Raw genomic sequence first — 21,358 nt, 5'->3', positions numbered from 1 at the left:
CGACGGAGGAGACATGCAAAGCCCCTTCGAGGCTCTGAAAGCGCGCAGCGCCGAAGACTGGCAGGGCTACTGCGAGCATCGGTTCGTGCGGGAACTTGCCGCCGGAACACTGCCCGAAGCTGCTTTCAGGCACTACCTGAAGCAGGACTACCTGTTCCTTGTCCAGTTCGCGCGGGCCTGGGGCCTCGCGGTCTACAAGAGCCGGGATCTCGCGGAGATCCGGCAGGGCCTCGAAGCCCTGAAGGCCATCGTGGATGTGGAGATCGGTCTCCATGTTCGATATTGCGCCACCTGGGGGATCGATGAGGCGGAACTGGCGGGACTGCCGGAATCCCGCGCGACCCTGGCCTATACGCGGTATGTCCTCGATGCCGGGATGAGCGGCGATCTGCTCGATCTGCATGTTGCACTGGCGCCCTGCATCATCGGCTATGCGGAGATTGTACGGTGGCTCCTGAGCCAGCCGTTCACCAGGACGGCAGGCAACCCCTATGGCGACTGGATCGAGATGTATGCCGGGGAGGAGTACCAGACCGCGGTGGCATCGGAGCTCGCCTGGTTGAACCAGCGGCTATCCCAGGTGGACGAGACGCGGCTCGACCGGCTCTCCGTCGTCTTCCGGGACGCGACGCGCCTGGAGGCCGATTTCTGGCAGATGGGTCTCGATTTGTCCTGACCTGCCGCTCAGCGTGCCTGCGTCATGAAGATCTTGAACGCGAAGACGGAGAAGACGCCGGCAAAGGTGTAGTCGATTCCGCGCAGGACCTTCGGGTTCGCCTGCAGCCAACCGGCAAGCTTGTCCGCCAGCAGGATCACGATGACATTGACCGGCGATCCGACGAGGATGAAGAAGACGCCGAGGAAGATCAGCTTCTGCGTGACATCCGGATCGCTTGCAGTGACGAACTGCGGCAGGAAGGTCATGAAGAAGATGATGACCTTGGGATTGAGCAGATTGACCCAGAGCCCGGTGGAGACGTTGGCAAGGACGGATCCCTTTACACCTTCGACCTTCTCGACCGACAGGTTCGAGCCTGAGCGCAGGGCCTGGATCGCCAGCCAGAGCAGATAACCGGCTCCGCCGGTCTTCAGGATGAAGAAGGCGGTAGGGGATGCAGTGATCAGCGCCGAAATGCCGAATGCAACGAGCAGCGTGTGGATCAGGATGCCGGTTGACGTGCCGACGACGACGAACAGCGCCGGCCCGCGGCCCTGCGCCAGCGCGCGGCTGATCGACAGCGTCATGTCAGGACCCGGCGTCACCGCCAGCAGGAGGCTGGCCGCTGTGAAGGCGAGTAACGTCGGCAGGCTCGGCAGGAAATCCATGGGTAACCCGGAAAGCGGAGTATGAACAGTGCTTCCTTACTCCCGTTTCCCGCCGCTGCCAATCATTCCCGCTGCGCGATGAATGCCTTCGACGCCTCCGCAAAATCTGGATGCCAGCGCGACAATGGCGGCCGGTTCTCGATGATGTCACCGGCTGCCCAGAGGATGCGCCGCTCATCCGTCCTGCGATCCACATCGTTGTCGGGGCAGAGGATGTAGAAGTCGCCGCGGGCAAGGCTGTCCAGCATGTACTCGACTGTCTGATCGGGCGTCCACGCGCCTTCAGGTTTCTCCGTACGGCCGTTGGCGGTCAGCGGAGTGAAGACGAAGCCGGGGATCAGCAGGTGAGCGCTGACACGGCAGTTCTCCGTGTTTCGCAGCTCGTGCTGCAGCGCTTCGGTGAATGCCTTCACGCCCGCCTTCGAGACGTTGTAGGCCGGATCGCCCGGTGGCGTGGTAATGCCCTGCTTGGAGCCGGTATTGATGACGAGCGCTGGCTCGCCGTGAGAGATCATGCCCGGGCCGAAGATGCGGCTGCCGTTGACGACACCCATCAGGTTGACCGCAAGCACCCTGTCCCAATTGGCCTGAGGGCCGAACAGCGAACTTCCGGGCTGGATACCCGCATTGTTCATGAGGATGTGTACGCGACCATATTTCTGGATGACGGCGCGCTCCAAGGACTCCAGTTCGGCGGGCTGTGAGACGTCGGTGCCGATGGCGGTCACGTCAGCCTCGCCACCTTCCGCCAGAGCTGCGACTTCGCGGCAGGCGCTGGCGAGTGTGTCCCCCTCCAGATCTGCGAGCACGACGCACAGCCCGAGTTCGGCGAAGCGCTTGGCGGTCGCAAGGCCGATGCCGGAGGCAGCTCCGGTGACAACGGCAACATTGCCCTTCTTGATGGCGGGATGAATGTCGGCCATGGCTTGCTCCTTCGAAATGTCGTGCAGGCGGCTAATCTGGGGCCATACACTACGCGGTCAACATGTCGAACCCGTCACATCTTGCACCAGAAGGCAAACTCGCTAAAAGTGCCGGCCATCTAGCGCCCCCGGGCGCACGCGCTCATCCTAAGTGGACCAAGACATCATGGCACTCCCCAAAGACGTGAAGAAAGTCGTTCTTGCCTATTCCGGCGGACTTGATACCTCCATCATCCTCAAGTGGCTGCAGACCGAACTCGGCGCCGAAGTCGTCACCTTCACCGCCGACCTTGGCCAGGGCGAAGAGCTCGAGCCGGCGCGCAAGAAGGCAGAGATGCTGGGGATCAAGGAGATTTTCATCGAGGACGTGCGCGAAGAATTCGTCCGCGACTTCGTCTTCCCGATGTTCCGCGCCAATGCCGTCTATGAAGGTGTCTACCTGCTTGGCACCTCGATCGCTCGTCCGCTGATTTCCAAGCACCTCATCGAGATTGCCAGGAAGACCGGTGCCGACGCGATCGCCCACGGTGCGACCGGCAAGGGCAACGACCAGGTACGGTTCGAGCTTTCGGCCTATGCCCTGAACCCCGACATCAAGATCATCGCGCCCTGGCGCGACTGGGCGTTCAAGAGCCGGACGGATCTGCTCGATTTCGCCGAGAAGAACCAGATCCCGGTGGCAAAGGACAAGAAGGGCGAGGCACCTTTCTCCGTCGACGCGAACCTGCTGCACTCCTCGTCCGAGGGCAAGGTACTCGAGGATCCCAGCCAGGAGGCGCCTGAATACGTGCACATGCGCACGATCTCGCCGGAAGCCGCACCGGACAAGGCGACCATCATCAAGATCGGCTTCGAGCGCGGCGACGCCGTCTCGATCAACGGCGAGCGCCTGTCGCCTGCGACGCTGCTCGCCAAGCTCAACGACTATGGCCGCGACAACGGCATCGGACGTCTGGACCTGGTGGAAAACCGCTTCGTCGGCATGAAGAGCCGCGGCGTCTACGAAACTCCCGGTGGCACGATCCTGCTTACCGCTCACCGGGCAATCGAGTCGATCACGCTCGACCGAGGTGCTGCCCACCTCAAGGACGATTTGATGCCGCGTTATGCGGAACTGATCTACTACGGCTTCTGGTTCTCGCCGGAGCGCGAGATGCTGCAGGCTGCCATTGACAAGAGCCAGGAGCATGTCGAGGGCGAAGTGACGCTGAAGCTCTACAAGGGCAATGTCATGGTCGTCGGCCGCGAGTCCCCCAAGTCGCTCTACTCCGACAAGCTGGTCACCTTCGAGGACGACCAGGGCGCCTATGACCAGAAGGACGCGGCAGGCTTCATCAAGCTGAACGCGCTTCGCCTGCGCACGCTCGCAAAGCGCAACCTCGAGGGCTAAGATCCCAGATCGCCGTTTGCTGAAGCCGCTCCCGCTGACGCGAGGGCGGCTTCTTCACGTCCGCCGGTCGAGCGCCAGGTATGCGAGATAGCTGCCGACGGCCATGAACTCCATGAACGGGATGACCGTACCGAAGGCAGGCAGAGGCGCGCCGATCATGGCCGCAGCCAGGCCGCCGAGGAATCCGCAGCTCATCTGGATGAAACCCATCATTGCCGATGCGGATCCCGCGATATGCGGGAAGGGCGCCATGCCGACTGTGATGATATGCGGGCTGACGAAGGCGATGCCGAAGGTGCAGATGCCGACCGGGATCATGATGGACAGGAAGCTCGGCGGGAGCAGCGCGACAGAGAGGGCCATGATAATTCCGCCCATGGCCGAGAAGCAGAGTCCGATGACGACGGCGCGATGGCCCGAGATGCGGTGCGACACCTTGCGCAGGGCAATCGAGCCGGCGAGGTAGGAGCCCGTCTGCACCAGCATGCCAAGCCCGAACTCTGTCGGCGACAGGCCGACTTCGCCGATCAGCACGAAGGGCAGCATGGTGGATTGTGCATATAGCGCACCGATGGAGCCGCCGATGACGAGGGAGGCGAGCGTGAAACGAGGGTTCGAAAGAACCTCGGCGTAGCCTTTGAACAGCCGCGCGGGGCGCAGTCGCGTACGATCGGGAACAGTGGTTTCGCGCAGAAAGAGGCTCACGCTGCCAATGGCAATGATGCCAAAGCCAAGCATCAGCAGGAAGACCGATTTCCAGCCGAAGGCGGCGAGCGACAGGCCGCCCAGCGTCGGGCCCAGCGCCGGGGCCACCGTGAGCATGATGGCGATGAGGTTCATGATGCTCGCCGCTTCCTTGCCGACGAACTGGTCGCGTACCACTGCCCGGGCAACGGTAATGCCGACAGAGGCGCCAATGCCCTGGATGAGGCGTCCTGCAAGGATCAGGTCGATGCTCGGCGCCATGGCGGCAAGCACTGACCCCGCCAGATAGATCAGCAGGAAACCGACTGTCGAGGCCTTGCGGCCGAATGCATCGGATGCCGGGCCTGCCAGCAGTTGGGCCACCGCAAAACCCGCAAAATAGAGCGAGAGCGACATCTTGATCGCGCCTTCCGTGGTGGAGAAGGCGTCGACGAGTTCCGGCATGGCCGGCGTGTAGATCGCCATCGAAACCGGTCCAAGGGCGGTCAGCAGGGCACCGAGCAAAGCAGTTCGGCGCGGCGTCATGGTGGAGGCGGGTTGGGGATTGTTGGCTTTCATCGCGGGCCAGTTTCGGCAAGACAGGTTGCTGCCGGTGGGTTTGATGTGGTCCAGGGTCCGCCGCATGGGCGGCATCCGGGGAAGGGGGCAGAGATACTCCCTTTCCCCCTTCAGGCAAGAGCAGGGGCGAATTAGTGATCGTGAGAATTGCGCTTGGCAGCTTGCATGGATCGTCTAGCTTCCCAGATAGATCGGTGACAGCCTGATCGCGAGGCACCGAAGATCATCATGAAGGAATTCCGCATGCCGCAGCTTCACATCAATCCCGCCCTGATCGACTGGACCGGGCACGAAGGCCTGCCGCGCTTCGACCTTGTGAAGGACGAGGATTTCGCAGGCGCGTTCGATGCTGCGATGGCGAAGCATGATGCCGAAATCAACGACATCGCTTCCGATCCGCGCGAGCCGACGATGGAGAACACCATCATTGCGCTTGAGATCGCCGGTGATGAGTTGTCGCGTATCTCGGCGCTGTTCTGGAACAAGGCCGGCGCCCATACCAACGATGTGATCCAGGCGCTGGAGCGGGAAATCGCGCCGAAGATGTCGCGGCATTACTCCAAGATCGCGATGAATGAGGCGTTGTTCAAACGGGTCGATGACCTCTGGGAGAAGCGGGAAAGCCTCGGCCTGACTGTCGAGGAGGAGCGGGTTCTCGAGCGACACTGGAAAGGATTTGTCCGTACAGGTGCCAAGCTTCCCAAGCCGGAACAGGAGCGGCTTGCGGCGATCAACGAGAAGCTTGCGGGTCTCGGAGCGAAGTTTGGGCAGAACGTGCTGGCGGATGAGAAGAACTGGCAACTTCATCTTTCTGACGAAGCCGAACTCGCCGGCCTTCCGGCCTTCCTCCGCGATGCCATGGCCTCGGCTGCGCGTGACCATGGCCGCGAGGACGGTTACGTCGTGACGCTGTCGCGCTCGATCATCGAGCCCTTCCTGACTTTTTCGGAGCGCAGGGATCTGCGGGAGCAGGCGTTCAAGGCATGGACTGCACGCGGTGCGAATGGCGGTGAGACGGACAATCTTGCGATCGTGAAGGAGACGCTTGGCCTGCGGGTCGAACGCGCCAAGCTGTTGGGCTATGACAGCTTCGCCGCCTTCAAGCTCGACAATACCATGGCGAAGACGCCGGAGGCGGTGAACGACCTGCTTATGGCTGTTTGGGAAAAGGCGCGGAACCGGGCACTGGAAGAGGAAGCGAGCCTTGCCGGTCTTGTCGCGGAAGAGGGCGGCAACCACGAGGTGATGCCCTGGGATTGGCGGTTCTACGCCGAGAGGCTGCGCCACCGCACCTTCAACTTCTCCGAAACCGAGCTCAAGCCATACCTCCAGCTCGAGAAGGTCATCCAGGCTTGCTTCGATGTGGCCGAGCGGCTGTTCGGCATCCGCGCAACCGAGGTGAGGGACGTGCCTGCCTATCATCCGGACGTGCGTGTGTTCGAGATCCGCGACGAGGAGGGTGCGCTGACGGCTCTGTTCCTCGGCGACTACTTTGCCCGGTCGTCCAAGCGGTCCGGCGCCTGGATGAGCTCCTTCCAGTCGCAGCACAGGCTGCCGCTGAAGAACGGCAAGAAGGGCGAGATCCCGATCATCTACAATGTCTGCAACTTCGCGAAGCCCGCAGCCGGCAGGCCGGCGCTTCTGTCGCTGGACGATGCGCGCACGCTGTTCCATGAATTCGGACATGCCCTGCACGGCATGCTTTCGAAGGTGACCTATCCTTCGGTCGCCGGAACCGGCGTGGCACGAGACTTTGTGGAGCTGCCGTCGCAGCTCTACGAGCACTGGCTGACGGTGCCGGAAATTTTGGAGAAGTATGCGGTCCACTACGAGACCGGCGAGCCGATGCCGAAGGAACTGCTCGAGAAGGTTCTGGCGGCGCGCACCTTCAATGCCGGTTTTGCGACTGTCGAATTCACGTCGTCGGCGCTGGTCGACATGGCCTTCCATACGCGCGGCGAGGTAGGCGATCCCATGCAGGTCCAGGCGGAGGTTCTGGACAAGATTGGCATGCCGCAGTCGATCGTGATGCGCCACGCCACGCCGCATTTCCAGCACGTCTTCTCGGGCGACGGCTATTCGGCCGGATACTATTCCTACATGTGGTCGGAAGTGCTTGATGCGGACGCGTTTGCCGCGTTCGAGGAAGCGGGCGATGCCTTCGATCCGGTCATGGCGCGCAAGCTGAAGAACAACATCTACTCTGTCGGCGGATCGGTCGATCCCGAAGATGCCTACAAGGCCTTTCGCGGCAAGCTGCCGGACCCGCAAGCCATGCTTCGCAAGAAAGGGCTGGCGATGGTGGAGGAACTCTCCGGTAGCGACGCCTGACGCAAGTGCATGACTGCTGTTCCGGAAGAATAGGGGCTCCCCTCTTTCGCAATTGCGAAAAACGAGGTATGAGGCGCCAACGAAATTGGCGCTCTCCTCCCACAAGTAGCGCCCCCCAACTCAGAGATATACTATATGGCAATCCGCAACATCGCGATTATCGCGCACGTTGACCATGGAAAGACGACGCTTGTTGACGAGCTGCTGAAGCAGTCGGGCACCTTCCGAGAGAACCAGCGCGTCATGGAACGCGTCATGGATTCCAACGACATCGAGAAAGAACGCGGTATCACGATCCTTGCGAAGGCGACTTCCATCGATTGGAAGGGTCACCGCATCAACATCGTCGACACCCCCGGCCACGCCGACTTTGGCGGGGAGGTCGAGCGTATCCTTTCGATGGTGGATGGCGCGATCGTTCTCGTCGACGCGTCCGAAGGCCCGATGCCGCAGACCAAGTTCGTCGTCGGCAAGGCGCTCAAGGTCGGCCTGAAGCCGATCGTGGCCATCAACAAGATCGACCGCCCGGATGGTCGTCACGAGGAAGTGCTGAACGAAGTCTTCGACCTCTTCGCCAACCTTGACGCGACTGACGAGCAGCTCGACTTCCCGATCCTCTACGGCTCGGGCCGCAACGGCTGGATGAACGTCAATCCGGAAGGCCCGCAGGACGAAGGTATGGCGCCGCTGCTCGACCTCGTGTTGAAGCACGTTCCCGAGCCGACCGTCGAGGAAGGCCCGTTCCGGATGATCGGTACCATCCTGGAAGCCAACAACTTCCTGGGCCGCATCATTACCGGCCGTATCGCTTCCGGTTCGATCAAGCCGAACCAGGCGGTGAAGGTTCTCGGCCAGGACGGCAGACTGATCGAAAGCGGCCGTATCTCGAAAATTCTGGCCTTCCGCGGCATCGAGCGCCAGCCGATAGAGGAGGCCCATGCCGGCGATATCGTCGCGATCGCTGGCCTCTCCAAGGGCACCGTTGCCGATACCTTCTGCGATCCGTCCGTCACGGAGCCGATGGCTGCACAGCCGATCGACCCGCCGACCGTGACCATGTCCTTCATCGTCAACGACAGCCCGCTTGCCGGCACCGAAGGCGACAAGGTGACGAGCCGCGTCATCCGTGATCGCCTGTACAAGGAAGCGGAAGGCAATGTCGCGCTGAAGATCGAGGAGTCGGCCGACAAGGACTCCTTCTATGTCTCCGGACGGGGTGAGCTTCAGCTTGCCGTTCTGATCGAAAACATGCGCCGCGAGGGCTTCGAGCTTGCCGTGTCGCGTCCGCGCGTCGTCATGCACAAGGACGAAGCGACTGGCCAGATGATGGAGCCGGTCGAGGAAGTTGTCATCGACGTGGACGAGGAGCATTCCGGAGTCGTCGTCCAGAAGATGTCGGAGCGAAAGGCCGAGATGGTCGAGCTTCGTCCGTCGGGCGGCAACCGCGTTCGCCTGCGCTTCTATGCCCCGACCCGCGGCCTGATCGGCTACCAGTCGGAACTCCTGACCGACACCCGTGGCACCGCCGTCATGAACCGGCTGTTCCACGAGTACCAGCCGTACAAGGGCGAGATCGGTGGTCGTGTGAACGGCGTGCTGCTCTCCAATGAATCCGGCGAAGCCGTTGCCTATGCGCTGTTCAACCTCGAGGACCGCGGCCCGATGATCATTGACGCCGGCGAGAAGGTCTACGAAGGCATGATCATCGGCATCCACAGCCGTGATAATGATCTCGACGTGAACGTGCTGAAGGGCAAGAAGCTCACCAACATCCGCGCCGCCGGCAAGGACGACGCGGTGAAGCTCACGCCGCCGATCAAGTTCACGCTGGAGCGCGCTCTTTCGTGGATTCAGGACGACGAGTTGGTGGAGGTGACGCCGAAGTCCATCCGGCTTCGCAAGCTCTATCTCGATCCGAACGATCGCAAGCGCTTCGAGAAGGCCAAACTGGCCGGCTAAGACATCGACCTTCGAGAACCCGGCGATCCGCCGGGTTTTCTTTTTGTGTCTTAATCCCGCACACCCTTGTTCCCATCGTAAAAAAAGCGTTAACTTCGTCTCGAAGGCGCCAGAACCAATGCTGGGGACAGCCGTTCTGACGCTTTATCATATCTCGCGAAGCCCGATGATCGGGTCCAGAGTGGCGTTATGAAGACGTTGTCGATCGATGTGCGGCGAGCGGAGCCGCAAGATGCGTGCGCGATAGCCGACGCGCACCGCGTCTCGTGGAACCAGGCCTATGCTGGCCTCATTCCGCACAAGCCGCTGATCCAGATGCTGGAGCGCCGGGGCGAGGCCTGGTGGCGCAAGGCGACACGTGGGCCTGCGACACTTCTCGTGCTCGAAGTCGCCGGAACGATTGCCGGCTATGCCACGATAGGGCTCAACCGTGCGAAAGCGCTCCCCTACGACGGCGAGGTCTACGAGATCTACCTGCGCCCGGAATTCCAGGGAATAGGCCTCGGCCGTCGCTTGTTCGGCGAAAGCCGGCGTCTCCTCAAATCGCTGGGCTGCGACGGTCTGGTAGTCTGGTGCCTTGAAGACAGCGAACATGCCGCGCGCTTCTTCCGCCGCCATGGTGGGCTCGACATGGTGGAGGGCATGGAGGATTTCGGCGGGACGTCACTGCGCAAGATCGGGTTCGTCTGGCCGCGTTGACTGGGAGCGCGTAAGCGTTTCTCCCCGAGACCAAAGCCTTGTTGCCTTGCAGCATAATACCCAGTATCGAGGCGCATCGTCATACCTCACCCGGGGAGAAGAATGCGTATCGATGCAATTTCCGTAGGGAAGAACCCGCCTGATGACGTCAATGTCATCGTCGAAGTGCCAGTGGGCGGCCATCCCATCAAGTATGAAATGGACAAGGACGCCGGCGCACTGGTCGTCGATCGCTTCCTCTACACCCCGATGACCTATCCGGGGAACTACGGCTTCGTGCCCCATACGCTGTCCGAAGATGGCGACCCGATCGACGTGCTCATCTGCAATACGCGCCCGCTCATTCCCGGCTGCGTCATCAACGTCCGCCCCATCGGCGTCATGGTGATGGAAGACGATGGCGGCAAGGACGAGAAGATCATCGCTGTCCCGGTGCCGAAGCTGACCCGCCGCTACGACAAGATCGAAAACTACAGCGACCTGCCGGACATCACCCTCAAGCAGATCGAACACTTTTTCGAACACTACAAGGATCTTGAGCCCGGCAAATGGGTCAAGATCGGTGGTTGGCAGGATGTTTCGGTCGCCAAGCAGCTGATCGTCGAGGCAATCGAGCGCTTCCAGACCAAGAAATAAATCAGGCCCCAATCAGGGTCCTCAGGCGTGTTGCCAAATCCTCCGGGTCGCCATCGATCCGGAGGATTTTCTTTCGGGCGGTTTCGCCACTGAGGATTGAGAAGGAACTTTTCGGCAGACGAAGCGATTTGGCGAGCAGTTCGACCAGCGCCTTGTTGGCCTTGCCGCCTTCGGCAACGGCGGATACGCGAGCCTTGAGGAAAACCGTTCCGTCATCGGCTGTTTCTGCGCCGTCTATGCTGTTGCGTCCACCTCCCGGCGTCAGTCGGACAGAGAGGCGAAGATGGTCGTCATGCCGGCTGTAGGGCAGGTTCAAGCCACCATCGGGTAGATGCTCGTCCATAGCAGCGAACGCAGGAAGAAGATGAGCAGAAGGACGATGATCGGTGAGATGTCGATACCACCCAGATCCGGCATGACGCGGCGGATCGGACGCAGCACCGGTTCCGTCACGTTATAAAGGAAGGTGCCGATGGCGTTGACGAACTGGTTGCTGGAATTGATGACGTTGAAGGCATAGAGCCAGGAGAAAATGGCGCTGCCAATCAAGATCCAGGTATAGAGGTTCAAGGCCAGGTCAATCGTCTGAAACAGCGCGAGCATTCAGGTCTCCATTTCGAGTTGACAGACATGTAGACATTGGGGGACTAACGAGCAAGTGCCGCGCCGGCGGGGCATCCGAATCATGTTTAACGGGTGTCCGGACAGTGCTCACCTCTGGAAAGCCTCATCGCAATGTCCGCTTCAATACCTGGTGACCGGTTCGCAGCCTTTCGGCATGCATCCTATGCCCGCTTCTTCACCGCCCGTTTCCTTGCTGCCTTCGCGATCCAGATTATCAGTGTCTCGGTTGGCTGGCAGATGTATGACGAGACCGGCAGCGCACTCTACCTCGGGCTGATCGGCCTGTTCCAGTTCCTGCCTTCGCTGCTGTTGATCCTGGTGACGGGCTCCGTCGCAGATCGTTATAACCGACGCGCCATTGTCGCCATCTGTCTCGCGGTGGGAGCTGCCTGTGCCCTTGCCCTTCTCTTTCTCACCAATGCCGGTCTCTTCATCCCGTGGGTGGTCTTCCTGATCCTTACTGTCTTCGGCATAGAGCGCGCCTTCATGGGACCGGCGGTGCAGTCGCTGGCGCCTAACCTTGTGCCGGAGCGGGATCTCGCCAACGCCATCGCCTGGAACTCGTCCTCCTGGCAGACCGCATCCATTGTCGGGCCGGTGGCCGGAGGCCTTCTCTACGGCCTCAGTGCGACCGCCGCCTATTCCGTCGCGCTCGGGATGATGGTGCTGGCGGTGATCCTCGTGATCCTGATCCCGAAGCCGGCGCAGCGGACGGGATCGAAGACGGTGAGCTGGAGCGAGATCCTCGCCGGCTTCCACTTCATCAGCCGGGAAAAGGTGGTACTCGGCGCCATCTCGCTCGACCTGTTCGCGGTGCTGCTCGGGGGTGCCGTGGCACTGATGCCGATCTTCGCGCGTGACATCCTGGTGCTCGGTCCCTGGGGTCTGGGACTGCTGCGTGCGGCACCCGGCATCGGGGCCGTCGCCGTCGCCCTCTGGCTTGCCTTCTACCCCATCCGGAGCCATGCCGGCACGGCAATGTTCATCGGCGTTGCCCTGTTCGGTGCCGGGACGATCGTGTTCGGCCTGTCGCAGACGGCATGGCTGTCCATCGCGGCACTTATGCTGATGGGCGCATCGGACATGATCTCGGTCTACGTCCGCGAAACGCTGATCGTGCTCTGGACTCCGGACGAGGTCCGCGGGCGGGTCAATGCCGTGAACATGGTGTTTGTCGGCGCATCGAACGAACTCGGCGAGTTCCGCGCCGGCACCATGGCGTCCATCATCGGGGCCGTGCCCGCCGTCGTCATCGGCGGTGCCGGTACGCTTGCCGTGGCGTGGATGTGGGCCATGAAGTTCCCCCAGTTGCGCCGGATCGACAGCCTGGACGCACCGGATCGCTAGGGCTTCAGCTGTTCATTCTGCTATGAGGCGGCTCGAGGACCATCCGGAACCGGCCTCGCTCCGGACGTCGACGCTGCATCGCGTTCAAAGATCAGATCGAGGAAGTGCCAGAGCCACTGCCTGAGCGGCGCATCAAAGATCATCCGCCCCTCGAGATGCTCGCTTCCTTTCTGCGCATTCGGCATGATGAAGCGGTGCTCGCCGCGCACCACCCAGCGCTGCATCATGGCGCGCGTCAGTTCGGCGTGAAACTGCACGCCCCACGCATTGTCGCCATAGCGGATCGCCTGGTTGGGATAGGCATCGCCTTCCGCAAGGCGTTGCGCGCCGTGGGGCAGGCTGAAGCCTTCCCTATGGAAGTGATAGACCATCTGCGGCCAGTGCGGCATGAGCAGCCTGCCATGCTCCGTCGCCCGGAGAGGATACCAGCCGATTTCGGCCAGGTCGTCCTTGTGTGCCGCGACCGTTCCCCCGAGATGGCGAACCATCATCTGCGCGCCGAGGCAGATGCCGAGGAAAGGCTTGTTTTCCTTCAGCGGCACTCCGATCCAGTCCGTTTCCTTGCGGATGTAGGGTTCGGGATCATTGGCGCTCATCGGGCCGCCGAAGATGACGGCGCCGGAATGCCCGGCAAGTGTCTCCGGCAGCGGATCACCGAGGACGGGCCGGCGGATGTCGAGCGGAAAGCCCTTCTCGACCAGCATCTGCCCCACGCGACCTGACGAGGAATTCTCCTGGTGCAACACGACCAGTACGGGAAGCTTCCGCTGCGCACCGGGTGGCTTGCTGGGGATGGACGGCCTGCTCTTGGGCATCATGCCTCAGGCTCGGATCGCGCCTCGGCCCCCTGTCGCTGCAGAACGCGATCGCGGGGGGAGACGCCGAGCAGGTCGGCAATCCGCCAAATCACGTGGTCCTCCATCTCGCTTCGCTTGCCATCGGCGTGAACGAGGTCCCAAAGCACGCCCAGGAGCTCGACGCGCTGGTCGGGGTCGAGGTGCCGGCCGAGGTCGGAGGTGAAGCGGTAGTAGTCCACCGCCTCCTGCCCTGCGTCACGCCCGGCATCCATCAGTTCGGTCAGTTGCTCTTCGGTGAGGTCGTAGCGCTCCCGGAGCAGGTCGCGCAGGTGTCTTTGCTCCTCCTCCGAGACGGTTCCGTCCGCTTCCATGACCTGAAAACAGAGGCCTGCAAATGCAACGCGCGGGTCCCCCGGCGCGAATGCGCGCTCCGGTTCACGGGCGGCAAGATTCTGGATGAAGGCCTGGAAGCGCTCGAACATCGGCCGGCCTCTCAGAACAGCCGGAGGCGATTGGCGGGGTGCGATGATGCGGACGGATCCTTGACGCCCGGATCATCCGGCGGTCGGCCGAAGAACGGGTCCGGCTCCGCCTCTTCCTTCCTTGCCGGCGGCGCCTTCTGTTCCGCGCCTGCAGCAAGCGCGATGACGCGGTTTTCGTCGTGCTTGCTGTCCGTCGCGGTATCGGCAGGCGCGTTCGCCGTTTCAGGCTCTGCAGGCGCTGCGGGTGTCACGTCCATCATCGTGTCCGATTGCTTCTGCTCGGGTTCCGGCTCCGGCTCGGGCTCCGAGGTCACCGGCGGCAGTTCCGCAATTGCCCTGCCGGCGAGATCGCCTTCTTCGACAGAACCTTCGAGTTGTCCGAAGGGCACTTTCCACTCGAACGCATCGATGCGGCCGGAAACGGGCGACATCGGCAGCCAGTGCTCGGATACGAGACCGTCGGCCACCCAAGCCGGATCGCGCGGAGCCCGAAGCGCCTGTGCCATCCAGTGGCGGATGCGGCCCTGATCTCCGGTATCAGCTTCCTCGATGTCGGCCAGCAGCAGATAGATGCTCTCCCGGGAGCTCATGCGGGAAGCCGCTTCGGCTTTCTCCCGGGCCCGCTTCAGCTCCCGCGCATCGAGGGCGGCTTCGGCGACGGCGACCAGGGATTCGACATTGTTGGGACGGGCCGATTCAAGCTTCTCGGCCCGCTTCAGGCGGTCGACCGCGCTGTCACCGCTTCTGGCCCGGACATAGGTTCTGGCAATCTCCGGATGCGGCGATACCTTCCACACCCCTTCAAGCACGGATGCGGCTCGACGGATATTGTCTTCGCGCAGATAGGCCTTGGCCGCGATGATGGCGGCGGGGACCAGATCCTTGGCTAGCTTCAGCGCCGCCAGAGCGTCGTCGCGGGCGCCCTTGGGGTCGGCTTCCAGCCGCTCGCCGGCCTTTGCGGTCAGGAGGACGGCCTTCCAGCGATCTGCCTGCTTCCGGTCGATGACATTGGCTATGCGCTGCTGTTCCAGCAGGCGGATGGCTTCGTCCCACCGGCCCTCCCGACAGCGGGCTTCCAGGGTCGCCTCTGCCGCCCAAGGGAGATAGGGCGCGTGTTCGGCGGCGCGTTCAGCATATTGCCGGGCCGCTTCGTCGGCTCCGGCGCGGCGCGCTTCAACATACAGGCCTCGGAGGCCGAGTTCGCGCGTCTCGGGGTCTTCGGCCATACGTTCGAAGCGCCGGCGCGCATCGTCGTGGCGCCCCTCGATCAGGGCGGCCTGGGCGTCGAGGAGGTGGAGCAGCGGCTCCTGGTCAGCGCGCAGCAGGCCCTGGGCGCGCAGGCTCATCTTCCGAGCAAGAATGGCATTGCCGGCGCCGGCGGCGATCAGCCCGGTGGAGAGTGCCTGATAGCCCCTGTCACGCTTGCGGGCGCGGAAAAAACGACGCACGGAATGGGGAGAAGTCCAGATGAGTTGAACCAGCCACCAGAGAATCATGAGCGCCGCAATCAAGGCGGCGACGGCGGTCGCCGCGACCATCAGGCTCGTTTCGATCAGGTAATCCTGCCAGGTGATCGCAATCAGGCCAGGGCGGTCCGCCAGCCAGGCGAAGCCCCAGCCGAGGGCGAGGACGACAATGATGAACGCAAATAATCTGATCATTCTGCCATTCCTCAGTTCTGTGCGCCGGTTTCGCTGACGGCGCGGGTAAGAGCGTCGCCAATGAGCCCGTCGACGGTCATGCGAGCATCCAGCGCCTGCTTGAATTCGCCCGACGCATCCTTGGCCTCTTGCGGCAGGGCGTTCCATTCGGTTGCCGCAGCGGAAAGATCGCCCGACTGAAGCGCATTTTCCATCCGGGAGACGATAGCCTCCGGGTTGTCACCCTGTGTATCGCCCGTCCGGCGGACCTTGACGACGGACAGCGCACTCGACATCAGCCGGCTGGTTATGCCCTGGCCTTCCTGTGGCGCGGAAACGGCATCCAGAATCGCCTCCCTTGCCGAGGCGAACCGTTCCACCAACTGAGCGTGGGTGGGAACGCCGTCCTCGGCATAGGAGCGGAGCTGGTCTGCGACCTGGGGATCGGGCGTGACGGCGGCGAAGGTGTCGAGTTCGCCCGCGAATGCGCCGCCGCGGTCGACGGCAGCCTTCAGGGCGGCAGCAGCAATGGCGCGTGCCGCGGCTTCCTCCGCTCCCGGCTCATTCAGCTTTGCCTCGGCTGTGTCGAGACGACCCTGCAACTCGTCCAGGCGCGCAGAATTCTCCGAGGCAGTCCCCTGGGAAGCGCTCTGGACCGACTGCAACTGCTGCTCCAGCGAGGCAAGCCTTTCCTCGAGTCCGCTGTCGCCGGCGCGTTGCGCAACTGCCGTCTCGAGGGCGTCCACACGAGAAGCGAGTTCCGGATCGGGAGCAGGAGCTGAAGCCGGCGCCTGACGAAGGGCTTCGACTTCCTGGCGCATTGCCTGAATATCCGTGCTCGAATCCTGCGACGGTGCTGCGGCGGGGAGATAGCCGGCATACTGCATGCTACCGGCGAGGGCGAGCGCGACGATGCCACCAAAAATACCGGCTGCGACGAGGGTTGAAGCCGATGGGCCCGAGGATCGCGCCGGCGGTGCGGGCTCTTCCTCCTGGGCCACTGTATCCTCCGGCGCCGCTATCGGCTCCGGCTGGGGTTCCGTCGGCATTGGCTCAGGCGAGGTCTCGGAGTCAGCACTCTCCGGCGTTGGTGGAGGGGAGTTCGCTGCGGTTTCTGCCGCCTGCTTCTCCTCGAAGGAAGTCTCAGTCGAAGTGTCGCTCCCGTTATCGGAATCGTTGCTGCGCATGGGCTCGGCGACCGATGCCTCCTCCGCCGTCAGGTCGATCGTGGTCGGTTCTTTCTTAGCCTTCGGGCGGCGGTTCGGCTTTTCCGGTTCCATCAAGACCTCGTTCTGCAACTTCCTTCTGAAACTAGTAAGGAGGGCGTGCGAAGGAAAGGGGCCAAGCCTATTTTGGGCCGTGTGACAGACTAAAGGAGGGCGAGGAGGCTCTCCTCGTCCGGACCCGCTGCAACGCGAATGTTCGAGTGCAGGTTATCCGGAATGGCCTCGCTGACATTCGCGCTCAGGCACAGCAGGGGTACGCCAAGGAGGGCGCCAAGGGCATCACCGGTCGTCACCTTGAAAAACTGCCTGGCGGTCTCCCGCGAGTAGAACAGGACGGCGTCGGCAGGCGGATGGCGGAGAGCCGCCTCCACCGCCTCGGACGCTAGCGGGATTGGATGCATTCGATAGGCTTCCACAACGTTTGCCGCCGCCCCGAGATCGGCGAGGCCTGCTTCCAGGGCGGGCGAACGAGGATAGCCGGCGAGATAAAGCAGCGGCGAGGTCGCAGCCAGATGAGTGAACTCTTCGCCGAAAAGGCGTATCATGCTGGCACCGGTCCCCTCCGCAATGCGGACATCGGAGAAGCCAGTCTCACGCAGCGCCGTGGCTGTGGCTTCCCCAACGGCAAAGACGGTTTCTCCGAGGTGGCGGGACACCGTATCGTCTAGAGACCGCAGGACGCGAACGGCCTCGGCGCTGGTCACTAGGATCGCACTGTGCGGCTTCTCGAGTGCCTCGCGTACCGGCTGCGGATGCTGCTCAGCCGCGGTGACGGGGAAGGCGACGGGATCGTGCCCCAAGGCCCTCAGCCGCTCCAGGGTTCTGGCCGCGGCCCGTTCTGGGCGGGTGACGAGGACGCGCAAGGCACTAGCTCCAGGTCTCGAAGAATCCGGGGCCTGCGGCGGTCCGCACGGTTTCGCCAGCCCGCCGGCCGAGTGCTTCGGCCTCCGCCCGCGCCCCGTCGACCTTCACGGAGTACTCCTTCTGGCCGTCCGGCGTCAGGATGAGGCCGGAGAAGCGCAGGTCGTCCCCTTCGCAGAGGGCGTAGCCGGCAATCGGCGTGCGGCATGAGCCGTCGAGCGCCATCAGGAAGGCACGCTCGCAACTGACGGCGTCATAGGTGGGCCGGTCGTTGACGGCTTCCAGCAGGGTATCGACCCGCCTATCGCCGATGCGGCTCTCGATGCAGATCGCCCCCTGGGCCGGCGCCGGCGGGAAGTGCTCCGGATCGAGCAGTTCGGTGACGACTTCTTCCCTTGCCAGCCGTTTCAGACCGGCGAACGCAAGCAGGGTGGCATCGACATGGCCCTCGTCGAGCTTGCGCAGCCGCGTGCCGACGGAGCCCCGGAAGATGGTGACCTGGATGTCCGGCCGGATGCGGCGGACGAGGGCCTGCCGGCGAAGTGAGGCCGTGCCGACGGTTGCGCCATCGGGCAGAGCAGTCAGGCTCGGGGCCGTGCGGCCGATCAATGCATCACGAATATCCTCGCGCGGCAGGTAGGCCGAGATATGCAGCCCGTCCGGCAGGACCGTCGGCATGTCCTTGGAGGAATGAACGGCGAAATCGAGTTCGCCGGATGAAAGCTGCTCCTCCAGTTCCAGCGTGAACAGGCCCTTGCCGCCGATCTCGCTCAGCGGCCGGTCGGTGACGCGGTCGCCCGTGGTGGACAGGACAACGATCTCGAACATCTCCTCGGGCAGGTCATGCGCGGCCATCAGCCGGGCCCGTGTTTCCGCTGCCTGCGCCAGCGCGAGCGGGCTGCCGCGCGTGCCGATCCGGAAAGGTTTTGTTTGCATCCGCTTTCGTCCGTTGTTAACCGGAGGCCTTGGTACCCGGCTTCGCCCTGTCCCGCAATCAACGATAGGCTCATGACGCCCTTTCTGCGTATCCTCGGCATCGAAACAAGCTGCGACGAAACCGCGGCTGCCGTGGTCTGCCGGCATGAAGACGGGCGGGGCGAGACACTCTCTGATGTCGTTTTGTCGCAGCTCGATGAGCATAGTGCCTATGGGGGCGTGGTGCCGGAGATCGCCGCCCGCGCCCATGTCGAGGCGCTGGATGGGCTGGTCGAAGAAGCGCTTGTGCAGGCAAAGGTCTCCCTCTCCGAAATCGATGCCGTGGCCGCCACGGCCGGGCCCGGCCTGATCGGCGGGCTGATCGTCGGTCTGATGACCGGCAAGGCGATCGCCCGGGTCACCGGCAAGCCTCTCTTTGCCATCAACCACCTCGAGGGTCATGCGCTGACCGCCCGGCTGACGGACGGCCTCGCATTTCCCTACCTGATGCTGCTGGTCTCCGGTGGCCACACGCAGCTCGTCCTGGTGCGCGGCGTCGGAGAGTATGAACGCTGGGGCACGACGATCGACGATGCGCTGGGCGAAGCGTTCGACAAGACCGCCAAGCTCCTGGGCCTGCCCTATCCCGGCGGACCGGCCGTCGAGCGGGCGGCGCAGGAAGGGGATCCGGATCGCTTCACACTGCCGCGGCCGCTGGTCGGGGAAGCACGGCTCGACTTCTCGTTCTCCGGGCTGAAGACGGCGGTCAGGCAGGCGGCGACAGCGATCGGCCCGCTCAGCGACAAGGATGTCGCAGATATCTGCGCCTCGTTCCAGAAGGCGATCTCGCGGACGCTGCAGGACCGGATCGGCCGCGGCCTTGCGCGATTCCGCGCCCAATATGCCGACAACCGCGTCCAGCCGGCCCTGGTGGTCGCAGGCGGGGTGGCTGCCAACCAGGAGATCCGGCGTACCTTGCAGGCTCTCTGCCTCGAATACGGCTTTCGCTTCGTGGCGCCGCCGATGCGACTTTGCACCGACAATGCCGCGATGATCGCCTGGGCGGGTCTGGAGCGGATGGCAGCGGAACTTCCGTCCGATCCGCTCGATATCCAGCCGCGGTCGCGCTGGCCACTCGACATGAGCGCACAGACCGTGCTTGGGTCCGGCAAACGGGGAGCAAAGGCATGACGCCATCCGAGAACGTGGTCGTCATTGGCGCCGGAGCCTTCGGCACGGCGCTCGCCGCAGTCATGGCCCTGCAGGACCGCCTCAAGGTCACGCTGGTCGGCCGCAATCCGGCCCTGATGAGTGACCTGCGCGACTTGCGGATGCATGACGGTGCCTTGCCGGGTGTTCCGCTTCCGGATGCGCTGGAGTTTTCGGCGGAGCCGGACGCGATTTCAGAGGCGGACATCGTCCTCTTTGTAATGCCGTCGCAGGCGCAGGCGGATGCCGCCCGCCATTATGCTCCCTATCTCAAACATGATGCCGCCGTCGTCACCTGTGCGAAGGGGCTGGAGCGTGCATCCGGAGCGCTGCTGACCGATGTGCTGGAACGGGAATTGAGTGGAAGGCCAGCCGCTGCCCTGAGCGGTCCCGGCTTCGCGGCGGATATCGCCCGTGGCCTTCCGACGGCGATGACCATTGCGGCGCGTGATGCCGATCTTGCTGAAAGGCTCGCCCAGTCCCTTTCAACCCCGACATTCCGGCTCTATGCGTCGGCAGACCGTGTCGGTGTTCAGTTGGGCGGTGCGCTCAAGAATGTCCTGGCGATCGCTTGCGGGATCGTGGAGGGTGCGGGGCTCGGTGAATCCGCGCGTGCCGCCCTCATTTCCCGCGGACTTGCCGAGATGTCGCGTCTGGTGGACCGCATGGGCGGGAAAGCGGAGACGGTGCGTGGACTGTCGGGACTGGGCGATCTCGTCCTGACGGGGACCAGCCACCAGTCCCGCAACCTTCGCTACGGGATCGCGCTCGGCCAGCAGACGCATAATGGCGGGAGCAGCGAACTGGTCGAAGGTGCGTTCGCCGCGGCGGTCGCCGCGGACTTGGGCAGAAGGCAAGGCGTAGACCTGCCTATCACCAATGCCGTTGCCGACATCATCGCCGAAAAACTTGCCATACCCGAAGCGGTCGAGCGGCTGATGACCCGTCCGATCACCACCGAATGACCAACGGAGAGAATTCCTGATGCTTTTCGCCTTCCTCTGCACCGACAAGCCCGGCCATCTCAACGTACGGATGGACACCCGCCCGGCGCATCTCGAGCACCTCAACAAACTGAATGCCGAAGGCACGCTGAAGATGGCTGGCCCGTTCCTTGACGACGACGGCAAGCCCAACGGCAGCCTTGTGATCGTCGAAGCGGAAGACATGGCGGCAGCGAGAGCGCTTGCCGAGGCCGATCCGTATTACCAGGCGGGCCTCTTCGAGAAGGTCGAGGTGAAGCCCTACAACTGGGTCTTCAACAAGCCGGAGGCCTGAGGCGATGGCGTACTGGCTTTTCAAGTCCGAGCCGAATGTCTGGTCATGGGAAATGCAGAAGGCCAAGGGCGAGGCCGGCGAGGAATGGACAGGCGTCCGCAACTACCAGGCCCGTAACAACATGCGGGCGATGAAGCTTGGCGACAAGGGCTTTTTCTATCATTCCAACGAGGGGCTGGAGATCGTCGGGGTCGTCGAGGTCTGTGCACTCAGCCATCCCGATTCCACGGCAGGGGATGACGCGCGCTGGGACTGCGTCGACATCCGTGCCGTGTGCGACATGCCGAAGCCGGTGACGCTGAAGGACATCAAGGCGAACCCGAAGTTCGAGACGATGTCGCTGGTGACCTCCATGCGGCTGTCCGTGCAGCCCGTGACGGATGAAGAATACCTGGAGATTTGCCGCCTCGGCGGGTTGGAGAACCCGCCTCGCTCGCCGGAATGACCTCGGC

22 protein-coding genes are annotated in these 21,358 nt (G+C 63.2%); 11 read left to right on the top strand and 11 right to left on the bottom strand.

All coding sequences use genetic code 11. The annotated features are described in order from the left end of the window. Positions 1-13: 13 nt before the first annotated feature. Positions 14-676: a thiaminase II gene (tenA, locus tag NT26_RS16775; RefSeq protein ID WP_052640403.1), complete on the top strand. Its 663-nt coding sequence runs from the start codon at positions 14-16 to the stop codon at positions 674-676. A gap of 8 nt (positions 677-684) precedes the next feature. Here tenA and NT26_RS16770 read toward each other — a convergent pair whose 3' ends face one another. Beyond that, positions 685-1,326, bottom strand: a complete 642-nt coding sequence (locus NT26_RS16770; protein ID WP_052640401.1) for a LysE family translocator — start codon at positions 1,324-1,326, stop codon at positions 685-687. Positions 1,327-1,388: 62 nt separating this feature from the next. Next, positions 1,389-2,249, bottom strand: coding sequence for an SDR family NAD(P)-dependent oxidoreductase (locus NT26_RS16765; RefSeq protein WP_052640400.1), 861 nt, complete (start codon positions 2,247-2,249; stop codon positions 1,389-1,391). 166 nt (positions 2,250-2,415) lie between these two features. Here NT26_RS16765 and NT26_RS16760 point away from each other — a divergent pair, with 166 nt between their 5' ends. Next, positions 2,416-3,639: an argininosuccinate synthase gene (locus NT26_RS16760; protein WP_052640399.1), complete on the top strand. Its 1,224-nt coding sequence runs from the start codon at positions 2,416-2,418 to the stop codon at positions 3,637-3,639. A 54-nt stretch (positions 3,640-3,693) separates the two neighbouring features. Here the strand turns inward: NT26_RS16760 and NT26_RS16755 are convergent, their stop codons facing one another. Next, positions 3,694-4,869 carry a multidrug effflux MFS transporter gene (locus NT26_RS16755; RefSeq protein WP_052640398.1) on the bottom strand — a complete coding sequence of 392 codons (1,176 nt, stop codon included), beginning with the start codon at positions 4,867-4,869 and terminating at the stop codon, positions 3,694-3,696. Between the two features lie 261 nt (positions 4,870-5,130). Here NT26_RS16755 and NT26_RS16745 point away from each other — a divergent pair, with 261 nt between their 5' ends. The 4 genes from NT26_RS16745 (at position 5,131) to ppa (ending at position 10,527) form a co-directional block, all read left to right on the top strand. After that, a complete protein-coding gene (locus NT26_RS16745) occupies positions 5,131-7,233 on the top strand; it encodes a M3 family metallopeptidase (protein WP_425287717.1) in 2,103 nt (700 codons plus the stop codon). Between the two features lie 135 nt (positions 7,234-7,368). Continuing rightward, entirely contained in the window at positions 7,369-9,192 is a 1,824-nt protein-coding gene (typA, locus tag NT26_RS16740; protein ID WP_052640396.1) for a translational GTPase TypA, read from the top strand. A gap of 189 nt (positions 9,193-9,381) precedes the next feature. Further along, on the top strand, positions 9,382-9,891 hold the full coding sequence (locus NT26_RS16735) for a GNAT family N-acetyltransferase (protein ID WP_052640395.1): 510 nt from the start codon (positions 9,382-9,384) through the stop codon (positions 9,889-9,891). 102 nt (positions 9,892-9,993) lie between these two features. Further along, positions 9,994-10,527, top strand: a complete 534-nt coding sequence (ppa, locus tag NT26_RS16730) for an inorganic diphosphatase (protein ID WP_052640394.1) — start codon at positions 9,994-9,996, stop codon at positions 10,525-10,527. A 1-nt stretch (position 10,528) separates the two neighbouring features. On the opposite strand, the gene NT26_RS16725 is transcribed toward ppa, so the two are convergent. Together NT26_RS16725 and NT26_RS16720 are read right to left on the bottom strand one after the other, a co-directional pair. Next, positions 10,529-10,870, bottom strand: a complete 342-nt coding sequence (locus NT26_RS16725) for a DUF167 domain-containing protein (protein ID WP_425287716.1) — start codon at positions 10,868-10,870, stop codon at positions 10,529-10,531. Then, positions 10,840-11,130, bottom strand: coding sequence for a YggT family protein (locus tag NT26_RS16720; protein WP_052640392.1), 291 nt, complete (start codon positions 11,128-11,130; stop codon positions 10,840-10,842). The genes NT26_RS16725 and NT26_RS16720 overlap by 31 nt, the downstream gene beginning before the upstream one ends. Positions 11,131-11,262: 132 nt before the next feature. On the opposite strand from NT26_RS16720, the gene NT26_RS16715 reads away from it, so the two are divergent. After that, positions 11,263-12,498 carry an MFS transporter gene (locus tag NT26_RS16715; protein ID WP_052640391.1) on the top strand — a complete coding sequence of 412 codons (1,236 nt, stop codon included), beginning with the start codon at positions 11,263-11,265 and terminating at the stop codon, positions 12,496-12,498. 20 nt (positions 12,499-12,518) lie between these two features. Here NT26_RS16715 and NT26_RS16710 read toward each other — a convergent pair whose 3' ends face one another. The 6 genes from NT26_RS16710 to hemC all read right to left on the bottom strand — a co-directional run bounded on the left by NT26_RS16710 (position 12,519) and on the right by hemC (position 18,440). Next, the gene (locus NT26_RS16710; protein WP_052640390.1) at positions 12,519-13,313 is read right to left on the bottom strand and encodes a glutamine amidotransferase; all 795 of its coding nucleotides are present in this window, start codon (positions 13,311-13,313) and stop codon (positions 12,519-12,521) included. Beyond that, positions 13,313-13,777 (bottom strand): tellurite resistance TerB family protein, encoded by a 465-nt coding sequence (locus tag NT26_RS16705; protein WP_052640389.1) that lies wholly within the window; start codon positions 13,775-13,777, stop codon positions 13,313-13,315. The genes NT26_RS16710 and NT26_RS16705 overlap by 1 nt, the downstream gene beginning before the upstream one ends. Positions 13,778-13,788: 11 nt before the next feature. Further along, positions 13,789-15,438 carry a heme biosynthesis protein HemY gene (locus NT26_RS16700; protein WP_052640388.1) on the bottom strand — a complete coding sequence of 550 codons (1,650 nt, stop codon included), beginning with the start codon at positions 15,436-15,438 and terminating at the stop codon, positions 13,789-13,791. An 11-nt stretch (positions 15,439-15,449) separates the two neighbouring features. Then, positions 15,450-16,697 (bottom strand): COG4223 family protein, encoded by a 1,248-nt coding sequence (locus NT26_RS16695; RefSeq protein ID WP_052640387.1) that lies wholly within the window; start codon positions 16,695-16,697, stop codon positions 15,450-15,452. Between the two features lie 89 nt (positions 16,698-16,786). Then, a complete protein-coding gene (locus tag NT26_RS16690; RefSeq protein ID WP_052640386.1) occupies positions 16,787-17,506 on the bottom strand; it encodes a uroporphyrinogen-III synthase in 720 nt (239 codons plus the stop codon). Between the two features lie 4 nt (positions 17,507-17,510). Continuing rightward, the gene (hemC, locus tag NT26_RS16685; RefSeq protein WP_052640385.1) at positions 17,511-18,440 is read right to left on the bottom strand and encodes a hydroxymethylbilane synthase; all 930 of its coding nucleotides are present in this window, start codon (positions 18,438-18,440) and stop codon (positions 17,511-17,513) included. 72 nt (positions 18,441-18,512) lie between these two features. Between hemC and tsaD the strand changes: the two genes are divergently transcribed. The 4 genes from tsaD to NT26_RS16665 are packed head-to-tail and all read left to right on the top strand — an operon-like array spanning position 18,513 to position 21,351. After that, complete coding sequence (tsaD, locus tag NT26_RS16680) at positions 18,513-19,610, top strand: tRNA (adenosine(37)-N6)-threonylcarbamoyltransferase complex transferase subunit TsaD (RefSeq protein ID WP_052640384.1); 1,098 nt, start codon at positions 18,513-18,515, stop codon at positions 19,608-19,610. Continuing rightward, positions 19,607-20,593: an NAD(P)H-dependent glycerol-3-phosphate dehydrogenase gene (locus tag NT26_RS16675; RefSeq protein ID WP_052640383.1), complete on the top strand. Its 987-nt coding sequence runs from the start codon at positions 19,607-19,609 to the stop codon at positions 20,591-20,593. Before tsaD ends, NT26_RS16675 begins: the two co-directional genes overlap by 4 nt. Before the next feature lie 19 nt (positions 20,594-20,612). Then, positions 20,613-20,906 carry a YciI-like protein gene (locus tag NT26_RS16670; protein WP_052640382.1) on the top strand — a complete coding sequence of 98 codons (294 nt, stop codon included), beginning with the start codon at positions 20,613-20,615 and terminating at the stop codon, positions 20,904-20,906. Between the two features lie 4 nt (positions 20,907-20,910). After that, positions 20,911-21,351: an EVE domain-containing protein gene (locus NT26_RS16665; RefSeq protein WP_052640381.1), complete on the top strand. Its 441-nt coding sequence runs from the start codon at positions 20,911-20,913 to the stop codon at positions 21,349-21,351. Positions 21,352-21,358 lie beyond the last annotated feature (7 nt).

The organism is Pseudorhizobium banfieldiae, from assembly GCF_000967425.1.
Taxonomy (GTDB): Bacteria; Pseudomonadota; Alphaproteobacteria; order Rhizobiales; family Rhizobiaceae; genus Neorhizobium; species Neorhizobium banfieldiae.
This window is presented reverse-complemented; position numbering and strand designations above follow the sequence as displayed.

Coding starts and splice junctions, on each gene's coding strand:
- typA (WP_052640396.1), top strand. CDS start 7,369: ATGGCAATCCGCAACATCGCGATTATCGCGCACGTTGACCATGGAAAG.
- NT26_RS16765 (WP_052640400.1), bottom strand. CDS start 2,249: ATGGCCGACATTCATCCCGCCATCAAGAAGGGCAATGTTGCCGTTGTC.
- ppa (WP_052640394.1), top strand. CDS start 9,994: ATGCGTATCGATGCAATTTCCGTAGGGAAGAACCCGCCTGATGACGTC.
- NT26_RS16670 (WP_052640382.1), top strand. CDS start 20,613: ATGCTTTTCGCCTTCCTCTGCACCGACAAGCCCGGCCATCTCAACGTA.
- NT26_RS16705 (WP_052640389.1), bottom strand. CDS start 13,777: ATGTTCGAGCGCTTCCAGGCCTTCATCCAGAATCTTGCCGCCCGTGAA.
- NT26_RS16715 (WP_052640391.1), top strand. CDS start 11,263: ATGTCCGCTTCAATACCTGGTGACCGGTTCGCAGCCTTTCGGCATGCA.
- NT26_RS16665 (WP_052640381.1), top strand. CDS start 20,911: ATGGCGTACTGGCTTTTCAAGTCCGAGCCGAATGTCTGGTCATGGGAA.
- NT26_RS16735 (WP_052640395.1), top strand. CDS start 9,382: ATGAAGACGTTGTCGATCGATGTGCGGCGAGCGGAGCCGCAAGATGCG.
- NT26_RS16760 (WP_052640399.1), top strand. CDS start 2,416: ATGGCACTCCCCAAAGACGTGAAGAAAGTCGTTCTTGCCTATTCCGGC.
- NT26_RS16755 (WP_052640398.1), bottom strand. CDS start 4,869: ATGACGCCGCGCCGAACTGCTTTGCTCGGTGCCCTGCTGACCGCCCTT.
- hemC (WP_052640385.1), bottom strand. CDS start 18,440: ATGCAAACAAAACCTTTCCGGATCGGCACGCGCGGCAGCCCGCTCGCG.
- tenA (WP_052640403.1), top strand. CDS start 14: ATGCAAAGCCCCTTCGAGGCTCTGAAAGCGCGCAGCGCCGAAGACTGG.
- NT26_RS16675 (WP_052640383.1), top strand. CDS start 19,607: ATGACGCCATCCGAGAACGTGGTCGTCATTGGCGCCGGAGCCTTCGGC.
- NT26_RS16700 (WP_052640388.1), bottom strand. CDS start 15,438: ATGATCAGATTATTTGCGTTCATCATTGTCGTCCTCGCCCTCGGCTGG.
- NT26_RS16710 (WP_052640390.1), bottom strand. CDS start 13,313: ATGCCCAAGAGCAGGCCGTCCATCCCCAGCAAGCCACCCGGTGCGCAG.
- NT26_RS16770 (WP_052640401.1), bottom strand. CDS start 1,326: ATGGATTTCCTGCCGAGCCTGCCGACGTTACTCGCCTTCACAGCGGCC.
- NT26_RS16745 (WP_425287717.1), top strand. CDS start 5,131: ATGAAGGAATTCCGCATGCCGCAGCTTCACATCAATCCCGCCCTGATC.
- NT26_RS16720 (WP_052640392.1), bottom strand. CDS start 11,130: ATGCTCGCGCTGTTTCAGACGATTGACCTGGCCTTGAACCTCTATACC.
- tsaD (WP_052640384.1), top strand. CDS start 18,513: ATGACGCCCTTTCTGCGTATCCTCGGCATCGAAACAAGCTGCGACGAA.
- NT26_RS16725 (WP_425287716.1), bottom strand. CDS start 10,870: ATGGACGAGCATCTACCCGATGGTGGCTTGAACCTGCCCTACAGCCGG.
- NT26_RS16695 (WP_052640387.1), bottom strand. CDS start 16,697: ATGGAACCGGAAAAGCCGAACCGCCGCCCGAAGGCTAAGAAAGAACCG.